At 67.7% G+C, this 11,798-nt stretch carries 15 protein-coding genes and 2 pseudogenes; 9 read left to right on the top strand and 8 right to left on the bottom strand.

Features of this window, described 5'->3' with window-relative positions:
- From ACWCP8_RS37770 to ACWCP8_RS37785, 4 genes are all read left to right on the top strand, one after another.
- Positions 1-188 (top strand): hypothetical protein (locus ACWCP8_RS37770; RefSeq protein ID WP_451120922.1); only part of this gene is annotated, 188 nt, incomplete at its 5' end.
- Between the two features lie 484 nt (positions 189-672).
- A complete protein-coding gene (locus ACWCP8_RS37775; RefSeq protein ID WP_352270314.1) occupies positions 673-1,131 on the top strand; it encodes a peroxiredoxin in 459 nt (152 codons plus the stop codon).
- A 37-nt stretch (positions 1,132-1,168) separates the two neighbouring features.
- Positions 1,169-2,056, top strand: coding sequence for an alpha/beta fold hydrolase (locus tag ACWCP8_RS37780; RefSeq protein WP_356005794.1), 888 nt, complete (start codon positions 1,169-1,171; stop codon positions 2,054-2,056).
- Between the two features lie 187 nt (positions 2,057-2,243).
- Positions 2,244-2,867, top strand: a complete 624-nt coding sequence (locus ACWCP8_RS37785; RefSeq protein ID WP_451120925.1) for a TetR/AcrR family transcriptional regulator — start codon at positions 2,244-2,246, stop codon at positions 2,865-2,867.
- On the opposite strand, the gene ACWCP8_RS37790 is transcribed toward ACWCP8_RS37785, so the two are convergent.
- Positions 2,756-3,499: a transposase gene (locus ACWCP8_RS37790; protein ID WP_451120927.1), complete on the bottom strand. Its 744-nt coding sequence runs from the start codon at positions 3,497-3,499 to the stop codon at positions 2,756-2,758. The genes ACWCP8_RS37785 and ACWCP8_RS37790 overlap by 112 nt on opposite strands.
- Positions 3,500-3,537: 38 nt before the next feature.
- Here ACWCP8_RS37790 and ACWCP8_RS37795 point away from each other — a divergent pair.
- Positions 3,538-3,764 (top strand): annotated as a pseudogene (locus tag ACWCP8_RS37795) (IS701 family transposase); the annotation flags it as partial.
- Positions 3,765-3,859: 95 nt separating this feature from the next.
- Here ACWCP8_RS37795 and ACWCP8_RS37800 read toward each other — a convergent pair.
- A complete protein-coding gene (locus ACWCP8_RS37800; RefSeq protein WP_352270321.1) occupies positions 3,860-4,339 on the bottom strand; it encodes a MarR family winged helix-turn-helix transcriptional regulator in 480 nt (159 codons plus the stop codon).
- A gap of 284 nt (positions 4,340-4,623) precedes the next feature.
- Positions 4,624-4,881 (bottom strand): hypothetical protein, encoded by a 258-nt coding sequence (locus ACWCP8_RS37805; protein WP_382846268.1) that lies wholly within the window; start codon positions 4,879-4,881, stop codon positions 4,624-4,626.
- Between the two features lie 53 nt (positions 4,882-4,934).
- On the opposite strand from ACWCP8_RS37805, the gene ACWCP8_RS37810 reads away from it, so the two are divergent.
- Entirely contained in the window at positions 4,935-5,144 is a 210-nt protein-coding gene (locus tag ACWCP8_RS37810) for a hypothetical protein (RefSeq protein ID WP_356007029.1), read from the top strand.
- Between the two features lie 275 nt (positions 5,145-5,419).
- Positions 5,420-6,292, top strand: coding sequence for a non-homologous end joining protein Ku (ku, locus tag ACWCP8_RS37815; protein WP_451120930.1), 873 nt, complete (start codon positions 5,420-5,422; stop codon positions 6,290-6,292).
- Positions 6,293-6,500: 208 nt separating this feature from the next.
- Here the strand turns inward: ku and ACWCP8_RS37820 are convergent, their stop codons facing one another.
- Entirely contained in the window at positions 6,501-6,857 is a 357-nt protein-coding gene (locus ACWCP8_RS37820) for a transposase (RefSeq protein WP_451120932.1), read from the bottom strand.
- A gap of 39 nt (positions 6,858-6,896) precedes the next feature.
- Between ACWCP8_RS37820 and ACWCP8_RS37825 the strand changes: the two are divergent.
- A pseudogene (locus ACWCP8_RS37825) lies at positions 6,897-7,568 on the top strand (transposase); the annotation flags it as partial.
- Between the two features lie 118 nt (positions 7,569-7,686).
- Here ACWCP8_RS37825 and ACWCP8_RS37830 read toward each other — a convergent pair.
- From ACWCP8_RS37830 to ACWCP8_RS37845, 4 genes are all read right to left on the bottom strand, one after another.
- A complete protein-coding gene (locus tag ACWCP8_RS37830) occupies positions 7,687-8,403 on the bottom strand; it encodes a hypothetical protein (RefSeq protein ID WP_451120934.1) in 717 nt (238 codons plus the stop codon).
- A gap of 442 nt (positions 8,404-8,845) precedes the next feature.
- Positions 8,846-9,001, bottom strand: coding sequence for a hypothetical protein (locus ACWCP8_RS37835; RefSeq protein WP_451120936.1), 156 nt, complete (start codon positions 8,999-9,001; stop codon positions 8,846-8,848).
- Between the two features lie 613 nt (positions 9,002-9,614).
- On the bottom strand, positions 9,615-10,598 hold the full coding sequence (locus tag ACWCP8_RS37840; protein ID WP_352270331.1) for a nitrilase-related carbon-nitrogen hydrolase: 984 nt from the start codon (positions 10,596-10,598) through the stop codon (positions 9,615-9,617).
- A 232-nt stretch (positions 10,599-10,830) separates the two neighbouring features.
- Positions 10,831-11,079, bottom strand: coding sequence for a hypothetical protein (locus ACWCP8_RS37845; protein WP_451120938.1), 249 nt, complete (start codon positions 11,077-11,079; stop codon positions 10,831-10,833).
- A gap of 445 nt (positions 11,080-11,524) precedes the next feature.
- Between ACWCP8_RS37845 and ACWCP8_RS37850 the strand changes: the two genes are divergently transcribed.
- A complete protein-coding gene (locus ACWCP8_RS37850) occupies positions 11,525-11,779 on the top strand; it encodes a DUF6444 domain-containing protein (RefSeq protein ID WP_451120940.1) in 255 nt (84 codons plus the stop codon).
- The last annotated feature ends 19 nt before the right edge of the window (positions 11,780-11,798 follow it).

Raw genomic sequence — 11,798 nt, forward strand, 5'->3', positions numbered from 1 at the left:
CGCCGCCGGAGGACCGGCACCCGGACCTGACAACGGCCGGTCCCTCGTCCTCGGACCGGCCGTCGGGCCTGATCTGGGATCTGCACCCCGGGTACATACTCCGCGCCGAGGACCGCGTGGTGATCGCGGCGACCCGGCGCGGACTTGCGGAACTGCTGCGCAGACGGAGGGCAGTGACACCTCATTAGCCACGCGCTTTCACGAGTGTGCGCGTCCGAGGGCTGATCAGATAACCGAGGAGCGCCTCCGAACCGGGGCGACGGGACGTGTCCGAGGTCCCGTCCGTCGTCGGAGAAGCCGCATTCCTCGGGTGAAGAGTGTCGGGCCGTATCCCCGTGTCCGTACCGAGGGCGGCGGCCGCGGAGCGGTGCCGCGTCTGGGCGGGCAGTGGTGGTTCTCGCGCGAGTCGTCCTGTAGGCGGGACCCCGGGCGCCCGGGTGCGTGGCCGCCCAGGACCGATCCGCAGCACCCAGATGTCCGCCGTGCGACTACTCCCCGTCCCTTACCCGGCCCTCGAACCGCCCGAGCAGGCCGCCGGCAGGCGCGCGAGCCGCGCAACCCGGGCAGTCCGGGCGTGGGCCATCCCATACGCGTCTCCGCTTGCTCTCGGGCAGGGGACACACTACCGTCCAACAAGACAGAACGTTCTTTCTCCCTAGGAGCTGAAACTTCATGGACATCGGAGCCCTCGTCCCGAACTTCACCCTGCCCGACGAGACCGGCACGCCCCGGTCACTGGGTGAGTTCCTCGCCCACGGCCCCGTGGTGCTGTTCTTCTACCCCGCGGCGATGAGCGGCGGCTGCACCAAGGAGGCCTGCCACTTCCGGGACCTGGGCGCGGAGTTCAGAGCGGCGGACGCCCAACGCGTGGGCATCAGCCCGGACGCGCCCGACAAGCAGCGGACGTTCTCGGAGCGGCACGGCTTCGACTACCCCCTGCTCTCGGACCCCGACGGCAAGGTCGCCCGGATCTTCGATGCGCACCGCAGCTGGGGACCGCTGCACGCCAAGCGCAAGACGTTCGTCATCGGTACGGACTTCCGCCTGATCGATTCGATCAAGAGCGAGGTCAACATGAACGCCCATGCGGATCGGGCCCTCGCCGCGCTCGGCCGCTCGACGAAGGCCTGACCCCATACCCCCCCTGCTCCCGCACTTGGAGAACCTCATGCGACACCGTCGCCGCCGCCTGCGCCTCGCCCTCTTCGCCACCGGAGGGGCAGCCGCTGTAGGCCTGGGCATCCTCGCCGTGCCGCTCACCTCGGCCGCGTCAGCGGCCACCACCAGCGTCGCCGCCGCCCGCCCAACCACCACCACCAGCACCAAACCCACCGTCGTGCTGGTGCACGGCGCCTGGGGTGATGCCTCGGGCTGGAGCAAGGTCGTCAAGAACCTGCAGCACGACGGCTACCCGGTCGTCGCCCCGCCCGACCCGCTGCGCAGCCTGTCCGGCGACTCCGACTACCTCGCGGCCTACCTCAAGACCATCAGTGGACCGATCGTCCTGGTCGGACACTCCTACGGCGGGGCTGTCATCACCGGCGCCGCCACCGGGAACCCCAACGTCAGGGCCCTGGTCTACATCGCCGGCTTCGCCCCCGACGCAGGTGAGAGCATCAACCAACTCACCGCCAAGTTCCCCGGCAGCCACATCACCGACGACCCGACCGCCCAGATCCCCACCGCGTTGAACGCCGTCCCGTTCACCCAGGCCGACGGCAGCACCATGTTCGACCTCTACATCAAGCCCGACAAGTTCAACGACCTCTTCCTCAGCAACCGCCTCTCCACGGCCGCCTCCACCGTGCTCGCGGCCACCCAGCGGCCCCTCACCGCCCAGGCCACGGGTGAGCCGTCGAGAACCCCCGCCTGGAAGACCATCCCCTCCTGGTACCTCGTGGCCGACGCCGACCACCTCATCCCCCCGGACGCCGAGCGGTTCATGGCCCGGCGCGCGCACGCCCACACCGTCGAGGTCGACGCGCCGCACGCTGCCATGATCACCAACCCTGATGACGTCACCTCACTGATCCGCGACGCTGCCAACGGAAGCTGACTCCCCCGCCCTCCGCGTCCCGGCCCCAGGTGGGGCCAGGGCGCGGAACTCATCGCGCTGCGGCGGCTGGAACCCTGGCCATGGGGGGCGACGCGCCCCGGAACGCTTTCACCGGCTGGTCCGGACGCTCGCCAGACCCTGGAACACGCCGACGCAGGCAATGAGACCTAAACGATATTGTGGCTGAATGACCATGACGCCCGACAGCCCTTCGCCCCGGCCCTCTCCGGCCCGGGAGCGGCTGCTCGCCACCGCGTCGCGCATCTTCTACACCGAGGGCATCCACTCCGTCGGTGTAGACAAGGTGATCGCCCAGGCCCAGGTCACCCGCGCGACCTTCTACCGGCACTTCTCCGGCAAGGAGGACCTGGTCCGGGCCTATCTCGAAGCCAGAGACCAGGCCTACCGTGCCATGGGGGCACAAGCCGCCCAGATGCAGATCGAGCCCGGCGAGCTGCTCATGCTCATGGTGAACGGCGTCGCCGACGAGGTGTGCAGCCCAGGGTTCCGGGGCTGCCCATTCATCAATGCGGCTGCCGAGTTCCCCGACCCCGAGCACCCTGTCCGCCAGGTCGTCTCCGCACACCGCGCCTGGTTCCGCGACACCCTCGAATCCCTGCTCGCCCAGGCCGGCCACCCGAACCCGGACCAGGCCGTCCGCACGCTGGTCATGCTCCGCGACGGCGCCATGGTGGCCGGCTACCTCGAGGACGCGGAACAAGCCCGCCTCGACCTGGTCCGCGAGGCGGCAGCGCTCGCCAAGCCCGCACAGGGGAACCAGCAGATCAGCCGGCCCGCCCGGCTGCCGTGACCGGGCCGGGATCCGCTACAGCACGCCGCCCATCCCCCGTTATGTTCTTCGCGGTCCTGCAAGAGGACCGCTGGCCTCCGGGCCCGGCATGACTGGCGAAGGCGTCGTCGAAGGGCGCGCCGGAAACCACGAGCGTCGCGGCGGCTCCACTCGCCGACCTGGAGGACCTCATCGACCCAGTGCGGCGCGGCCGAGGTGACCGCTTCCAGACAGGCCCGCACCGACTCGCCGACCAGCTCCAGCCGGTTGAGGTCACGCACCGCGGAGACGATGTGCGTGGAGTCGGTCCGCTGCTTGCCCCCGGCCGCCAGGAGCCCGTCCTCCAACAGCTTCTTGACGAGCAGGTCCAGGACCTTCTCCTCCAGACGATGGGCCATCACCCGGCTGCGGAACTCCGGCAGCACGCTGTGATCGAACCCCGGATCGTCCAGAGCCAGCCCCAGCGCGTACTTCCACGGCAGACTGTCGCGCACCGCGTCAGCGGCCCGCCGGTCAGTGAGGTCCTGGGCCTTCTGCAACACCGTGACCAACGCGAGGCGCCCCGGCGACCAGCCCGGCTTGCCCCGCACCCCGAACGCACGGGCGAACTCGGCATCGCAGAACAACTCGCCCAGCCGGTCACGGACCTGCACCGGCACACTCCACCGATGTGTCGGCGCGCTGGAACTGAGTGGCGGGTCGGTTCGGACGGGCGGATTTGCGGTGGCCGATGCGGGACTGTGTCCGCGGGCTACTGGCACCGGCGGGCCGGAAAACGGCTGGCAACTGGCCGCGTGCGCAAAACATCGTGACCCTGCAGGTCTGCACCATCTGCTGAACGGTGCCCACCGGGACGCCGGTGTCGTTCGAGATCACCTGCGGGAGCAGGCCGGCCAACAGCTCGGCCAGGGCGGCGTACCTGAGCGGTGGCTGCTTGCTGAGCGGCCCGCCACCGAGCCGGAACCTGCAGTTTTGACTCTCAGCCCGCCCTCGAGCCTTCGGCGTCGGCGGCCTTACTCAGCCCAGGGTTCGAAGCCGGTCTGGAGGACGGCTTCGAGGGCTGCACGCATTTGGGCCGCCTCACCGGCTCCGAAGCGCTCCTCGAACCGGGCTTGCACGTCCCGCCACAGCGGCAGCGCCGCCTTCATCCGGGAGAGACCGTCCGGCGTCAGCGTGACTATCCGCGCGCGGCGGTCGGCCGCCGACGGCTCGACGGTCACCAGGCCCTCCCGCGCCAGCGGCTTGAGATTCGAAGCCATCGTCGTACGGTCCATGGCGATCATGTCCGCGAGGCTGCTGATCGTCATTTCCCCATGAGCACTGAGTTTCTGCAGGATGCTGAACTGCGTCGCACGAAGACCCACCGAAGCCAGAACCTTGTCGTACGTCGCGCCGAGATACCGAGCCGCCTTACGCAGAGCCAGGTTGTTGCACGAATCATCGAGGTTCGTCGGTGTAGCGGTCATCGTCTCCTCCAGAGCTTCCTCGTCCATGATAGGAGCATGTACACACAAGTGCGAAGGGGGCCCCTCACCGCTACCTACACGCATGGTCCTCATCGGGCTGAAGGGCAGCGCATACGGATTCACGTCAGCACGCCGACGGCGATGCCGACCACGTCGATGCAACACCCGGCGAGGACCCCGTGTCATCGAAGCCGTTGCGCCCGGGCGACACTCCCGGATACCGCGCAGAACTTCAGGTCATCCGCGTAGCAGGCTGCGCCAGGCGTAACCGCCCTTGATGCGGTCCGGCCCGACGCGGGTTTCGGCCATGTTCATGCCGTCCGTGGCCTGCACCGGGCGATGATCTGGGCGTGCTCGATGCGGTGCCGCAGGCCCTGGTGGCCGAGGGTTCTGTAGCCGCGCTCGTACGCGTCGAGGACCACGCGGTTGCCGAGGTCGCTGATCGCGTCCACCGCAACCTGGTAGCCGCCCCGGAGTACCTGCTGCGCAACCGCGACAGCCGCTACCCCCAGGCGTTCGACGCCGTCCTTACCGCCAACGGCATCGAGATCCTCAAGAGCGCGCCTCAAACACTGCGGATGAAGGCCTATGCCGAAAGGTTCATCCGCACCGTGCGAGCCGAGTGCACCGACCGGCGGCCGACTGCAACGAGTGGCACCTGCGACAGGTACTCGCCGAGTACGCCCACCACGACAACACCGGACGGCCGCACCGGGCCCTGAACTTTCACGCTCCCGCCGACGACCCGGATGTCATCCCGTTCCCCGCGCAGCGGATCCAGCGCCACGACGTCCCCGGCGGCCTGATCCACGAGTACCGCAACACGGCCTGACGAAGATCGACATCAGCCGGCGAACAGGCAGGTCAGCACCTATGTGGGACTTTTGGAACCCTACAGGGATCCCGTTGTGTCGCCCTACTTGATCGAAGTACACGAGCCACCGCCGAGCGCAGCTTCCGCACCCGATGTTGCATCCTCCAGGTCAGCTCTCCAAGCCCCTTGATGGCCAAAGTGCTTCGGTCGACGCATGCAGACAGGCCAAACGGAACACTCAATGCGGCCTCCTCGACATGCGATCATTGGCGGGCGTGGGTGCGATGGGAGTCATGCCGCAGACCATCATCAAGCTGGCCATCACCTGGGGCCTGTTGTCCATCCCGGTGACCGTGCACGCGGCCACCAAGGAGCACGAGGTCCCGCTGCGCCAGGTGCACACGCGGTGTGGCGGTGGCCGGGTGCGCCTGCGCCGCTATTGCGAACATGAGGACGTCGAAATCCCTTTTGAGGAAGTGGCGCCCGGTTATGAAGCCCCGGACGGCCGGGTCGTCATACTGAGCGACGACGATCTCGCCGACCTTCCGCTTCCCACCGCCAGACGCATCGAGATCCTGGCGTTCATCGACGCAGACCAGATCGACCCGCTCGCACTGGACACGGCGTACTACCTCGGTACCGGCCCCGTTGGCGCGCGCCCGTACGCCCTGCTGCGCGACGCCATGAGGAAGTCCGGGCGAGTGGCCATCGCACGGACAGCGCTGCGCACCCGGGAATCGCTCGCCGTACTCTGGGCTCGGGACGAGGTAATCGCGATGCAGACCATGCTGTGGCCCGACCAACTGCGCCCTGCTCAGGAGATCACCGTCCCGGAGACCCCACCGGCCCGCCGCCAGGAACTGCAGATGGCGTACAACCTGATGGACGCCATGGGCTTCGGCTTCGACCTGGCGGAGCAACACGACGACTACAGCCGCGCCCTGCAGCGGGTCGTTGCTGCCAGGCTTCAGGGCCTGGAGCCGCCGCACGCACCGGAGTCCCGGGGCGTCAAAGGAGCCACGGTGGACTTGATGGCGGTGCTGCAACAGAGCGTGGACGCAGCACAGACGCGCCGTGCGAAGCCGACCGGAAGGAAGGCGGCGAAGAAGACCGCGGCAAAGAAGACCGCGGCAAAGAAGGCACACCGGCGTCGTTCCGCCGGCTGACCACAACCCGTGCCGTTCGGAAACTCGTCACCACTGGTCAAGCCGCGTATCTGTGCTCGCCGATCACGCCGCCCAGCACTCGGGTGCGTAGAAGCCGATGAGGGTCTAAGCGCGTTTCCAGAAGTCCTGTGCGTAACTGTCGGGGAGCCAGAGGCTGGTGCAGGCGTTGTCGAAGAGTGAGGTTCCCCCGCTGGGTGGGAGTGGATGACTAGCTGATCAGGGCGGGTTGACGTGGCTTCAGGTTCACTGGTTCGGTCGCTGCCTGGTCGGCGTAGTGCTTCTCCTCGAACTCGATCGGGCTGAGGTAGCCGAGCCGTTTCTGGATGCGGCGGGGGTTATAGAAGCCGTCGATGTACTCGAAGAGCGCGAGGTTCGCCTCGGCTCTGGTGGCGAAGACGCGGCCGCGGATGCACTCGGTCTTGACCAGCATCCACAGGTTCTCCGCCAGGGCGTTGTCGTACGAGTCCCCGACCGACCCTATGGATGCTTGGATTCCTGCTCTGACCAGGCGTGTTGTGAGTTTGATGGACGTATATTGGGCGGATTCAACCGGTCGTCGCAACACCTCGATTGCGGAGGTGTAATGGGCAGGCCGGCAGGGTGGATGAAGGAGCTGACGGGTAGGTCTCCGATGAAGTCACCGGGGGCGCCGTCGTTGCGGCGGGAGGTCGAGCGCGAGTTCTGGCGCGAGATCGCCAAAGGCCTCCTCAGCGAGGAGGCCGCTGCTGCAGTAGGCGTGTCTCCGGCTGCCGGCACCCGATGGTTCCGGCAGCGTGGGGGCATGCCGTCAGTCGATCTTGCCCCGCTTGCGGGTCGCTATCTGTCGTTTCACGAGCGTGAAGAGATAGCCCTGCTCAGGGCACAAGGAGCCGGAGTCCGCGAGATAGGGCGCCGGTTGGGCCGTGCTCCGTCGACGATCTCCCGCGAGCTTCGTCGAAATGCGGCGACCCGCGCGGGCAGGCTGGACTACCGTGCCTCGGTCGCGCAGTGGAAAGCAGATTTGCTGGCGCTTCGCCCGAAGCAGGCGAAGCTCGTCACTCATCAACGGCTGCACGAGTATGTGCAGCAACGGCTGTCGGGACACGTCCACCGCCCCGACGGAACCCTGGTGCAGGGGCCCGAGACAGAACCTTGGAAAGGCCGCAACAAGCCCCACCGTCAGGACCGCAAGTGGATGTCGGCCTGGAGCCCGGAGCAGATCTCTCACCGGCTGAAGGTCGACTTCCCCGAGGATGAGTCGATGCGCATCTCGCACGAAGCGATCTATCAAGCCCTGACCACGTGCTGCAGCAATGGTGTGCGCCGCTGGTAGCGCACGGTCAGTCCCGGCACCTGCTCGGCGAAGGTCACCTTCATCCTGGGCGCGACCGCGCACTCTTTCGATATCTGCCCGGTCAGATGAACAGGACACTCTCGACGTCGATGGTGACGAGTTCCACGTCCCGGTCCGCCGTTCCGTCCTCCCCCCGCCGGTAGACGCGCCGCCGGGTCGGGACCATGATCCCGTCGAACTCCTTGTACTCGGAGGGGTAGTGCGCGGCAGGCCCAGCGTTGATGACCTCGGGCGTGTAGTCATGCCTGCGCAGCAGCCCGTTCGAGTCGAAGTAGAAGATCTGCTCAGGGCAATGCGTCGCGATGTGGTCCGGGAAGGTGACCTTCAGGCGCCTCCAGGTCTCCCCCGCCTCCGTGACCGGGGACAGTTCCACAGCCTCGAATCCGGGAGAGGTGAAGGTGAACGGGGACGTCAGGTACGTCCACATCGCCTCCCCCGCGAAGTAGGCGACCTGCAGATCGTCCCAGGGAGCGCGCACGTCGCTCGGGAACGACGCACGAGCGTCAGTCCGCTCGGCCATCACCTCTCCGGTGACGGTCTCCACGGCAACCCGCTGCGCGGTGAAGGACGTCCGCAGGTGGGGCGCGGTGAAGGGATAGTGGCTGGCGTGCTGCTGGTGCAGGTCGAGCCGTACGGCCACATGGCTCAGTATCCCTTCCTTGCCCTTCAGCTTCCACAGCGAACCTCCGACTCGGTGATGCACGGTCGCCGAGCTGAACCGGTTGTAGCGGTCCAGGCCGCCGTGGGCCTCCATGACAGTGGCGACGAGATCATTCATGGCAGATTTCTCCTTGATCTGTGGGATGTTCCGTCGGAAATATGACTGGTCGGCATGGCCCGGCCGCAGAGGCGGTGCACCCCTGACGAACCCTCCAGCTACGAGCATATGCGCGCATTTGCCGGGACGGCAAGAAACGGACCCTCGGAACAGCCCGCTTCCGCTGAGATGGTTCATTCACGGCCGCGGACGGGACCCGGGCACCCACGGCCCACGGGTCGGCCAGGGGTAGTTCGGCGCGGTCGGGAGTGGGCTCGCGCGGGCCTGTCCTGGCACCAACGAGCAACACCTACGGCACGTCATCGCCGAGTACGTCCAGCACTACAACACCAGACGACCCCACGCACACCCTGCGACTCCGAGCCCCTGCCGACGACCCCTGGGTGGGTGTACCTCCGGCCTTCGGCGATGCCGGGCTCAGGCGATGCGGGGAAGGCCGTGCTCATCCGCATACCTGGTCGGCCTGCGCCGGGATCGGGGATTCCGGGTTCTGGCGCTGGGGCTGGAGGGTGGCCTGCGCGCCCTCGGCCGTGGCGGGGACGCCGGGTTCGGAGCGGCGCCGTCCCGGCAGTACGACCGCGGCGATCGCGCAGATCACGCATCCCAGCATGGGCCGCGGCCCCGTAGCCGCTGGGGTCGGGCAAGACCTGTCCGGCCATGGTGTGCGATTCGAGCACCGTGGCGCTCAGCGCGTTTCCCGTGGAGAACCCGAAGTAGCGCAGGACCTGGTTAAGGCCCATGGCACTCCCCACAACCCGGGCGGTCACCGAGTTGACGATCAACCCGGGGACCATGGCGAAGACACAGCCCACGCCCGGGCCCGCCACGGCCATCACGAGGAACAGCTCCCACAGGCCGGATCGGCTCAGCGCGAACAGCAGCGTGGACCCGAGGATGACGCCGCAGGACAGCGGCAGCGGTAACCGCCAGGACAGGCGGTCCGCCGCCAGACGAGCACGGGAACCAGAGCTCGCCGCCGCCGAGCGGCATCCGCCAGGTCTCCGCGGTGTACGAACCATGTCGGCAACCGGAGGCCGGGCCCGGGGATCCCGTCACCGGCGGCTCGGCGGCTCGGCGGAACACGGACGGGCCGCCGGGCCGAGGTGCCGTCCCCGGCGGGGCCGGTCAGCCATGTCCGACTGACCGCCCGCCAGAGACTCCGTCACTCCGCCATTCCGACCGCTGCGGACGGCAGAGCCCGGGCCCGCGGCTCACTGGGCCTCGGAGGAGGGCTCCACGTCCACCCGGCCAGCCTGAGCTGCGGCCTGAGCACCGCGCTCGTGGAGAGGAGCCGTCGACGTGCGGTCGATCTGCAGGCTGAGCAGCTCCGGGCGGGCGTAGTGGCCGCGGGCGTCCATCATGCGCTTGCGGCGGTCGATCAGCGCGAAGTCGAGATCGGCGATCACTTCACCCTCACCGGCCGTGAGCGGCTCGCCGACGATACGGCCCTCCGGGTCGATGACGGCGGTGAAGAAGCCGTGGGAGAACAGTCCGACGGGGACGTCGTTGTCCTCGGCAAGCTTCGCGCGCTGGTCGTCGTCGAGCCAAGCGGTGGCGTTGACCACGAAGCAGGCCGCTTCCAGCGCGTGCTGCCGGACGGCGACCTCCATCTGGGGGGCGAAGTTCTCGGCGCCGAGGCCGCCGGGGAACATCGCGGCGTGGATCTGCTCGCCGTCGGCGATCAGGGCGTAGCGCGCCAGCGGCTGGTAGTGCTCCCAGCAGGCGAGCTGGCCGACTCGGCCGACGGCACTGTCGACTGCGCGCAGACCCGAGGCGTCGCCCTGACCCCAGATCATCTTCTCGTGGTAGGTCGGCGTGATCTTGCGGCGACGCTGGATCAGCGTGCCGTCCGCGTCGAACAGCAGCTGCGCGTTGTAGATCGTGCCGCCGTCGCGCTCGTTGACGCCGATCGAGACCACCATGTTGTTCTGCCGCGCGGCCTCACCGATCGCGTTGGTCTCGGGCGACGGCACGGTGACCGACTCGTTCAGCAGCAGCAACTGGTCGCCGCCCATGGTGTAGGGCCGCTTCACGAAGCCGAAGTAGGGGTAGTACGGGATCAGGGTCTCAGGGAAGACCGCGAACTCCACACCCTGCTTGCCCAGCTCGTGGATCTTCTTCACGACGCGCTCGATGGTGCCCGCGCGGCTGTAGAGCACCGGGCTTATCTGGACTGCGGCAACCTTCACGGTCATGTTGTAGCTCCTTTGTCACAATGCGAGGTCGAAGTGATCGACAATAGGAGTATATGCTCCTATCTTGCCGATGGCAAAGGATCCCCAGGAGGCCTACAGGGTGCCAAAAGTCCCAAATAGCCTCTGAACAGGCGCTTTGCGACTTCCGGCGATCATGGCAGTCTCGGGCTGCATCGCGTTGCGCATCCTCTACCTGATCTTCCTGCGGCTTCTCGGACTGCTCCTGCTGCCGTCACGGTCGAAGGCCGCCAAGGGCGTCGAGTTCCTGTCGCCACGCCATGAGGTGGCGTGGCCGCGTCCGCGCCTCGGCGCCCGGCCACACCTGACGAGGCCGGACCGCGCGATGCCCGCTGCTTTCGCCCGGCACCCAGGCGATGCCGATGGCGGCGGTGGGATTGCGGTTGTCCGCTGCTTGCAGCAGCGTCGACTGCCGCATATACACCACCGCCCTGCCCGAGCGGCGTCCTGCGGTCACCGTCATGCTCACTGTCCGACGCGGTCGGCAGATCAGCCGGGAAGACTCCAATGCCGTGAAGTACCGGCTTGGAGGTGACGGGCAGTCAACACAGCGGCCTCCGACCGGCCAACGGCGGTGTTGCTGGCCGCCGACTTGCTGCCCTCGGCCCTGCGGGTGGAGGGCAGCAAGTATGAGCAGGTCGAACACCGGGGCGCAGGACGTAACAGCTTCGCCTGGAACGACGACCGCGATCTGGTCGTACGCGCCCACATCCAACTCAAAGCCCCGATCGTCTTGATCTGGGACTCACTCTCGACACCCACCGGACCGCCGGGCTGCGCGAGTACGTCGCCGCCCACGACTGACTCGGAAGCCGTAGTTCAATCGATCATGCTGTCCGGTGACTGGTTTGGTGGTCGCCTAGGCTCAAGTTGATCTCAGGGCCCGGGCATGTTGACCACTGAGTTCCGTGTCCGGGACTCCGCCACTGCCGAGCTATGGGGAACTGCTGTCGCTCGTAAGCGAGTTGCGGAGCGAGCCGACTCAGGTCCGTGCGGAGCCGACGGCAGCGCGAGCCGAGATCGCCGAGTTGAAGGCAGAGAACGCCGAGCTCAAGCGTCGTCTCGGGATGAACTCGAAGAACTCCGCGAAGCCGCCGTCGAGTGACGGCCTGGCCGAGCCGACGTCGTTGCGCAAGCCGCCCGGGCGGGGGCCGGGTACGTAACGGAGTCCTGCCGGCGGTT

This window comes from Streptomyces sp. NPDC002206 (genome assembly GCF_053593595.1).

Coding starts and splice junctions, on each gene's coding strand:
- ACWCP8_RS37775 (WP_352270314.1), top strand. CDS start 673: ATGGACATCGGAGCCCTCGTCCCGAACTTCACCCTGCCCGACGAGACC.
- ACWCP8_RS37780 (WP_356005794.1), top strand. CDS start 1,169: ATGCGACACCGTCGCCGCCGCCTGCGCCTCGCCCTCTTCGCCACCGGA.
- ACWCP8_RS37785 (WP_451120925.1), top strand. CDS start 2,244: ATGACCATGACGCCCGACAGCCCTTCGCCCCGGCCCTCTCCGGCCCGG.
- ACWCP8_RS37800 (WP_352270321.1), bottom strand. CDS start 4,339: ATGGACGAGGAAGCTCTGGAGGAGACGATGACCGCTACACCGACGAAC.
- ku (WP_451120930.1), top strand. CDS start 5,420: ATGCCGCAGACCATCATCAAGCTGGCCATCACCTGGGGCCTGTTGTCC.
- ACWCP8_RS37830 (WP_451120934.1), bottom strand. CDS start 8,403: ATGAATGATCTCGTCGCCACTGTCATGGAGGCCCACGGCGGCCTGGAC.
- ACWCP8_RS37840 (WP_352270331.1), bottom strand. CDS start 10,598: ATGACCGTGAAGGTTGCCGCAGTCCAGATAAGCCCGGTGCTCTACAGC.
- ACWCP8_RS37845 (WP_451120938.1), bottom strand. CDS start 11,079: ATGACGGTGACCGCAGGACGCCGCTCGGGCAGGGCGGTGGTGTATATG.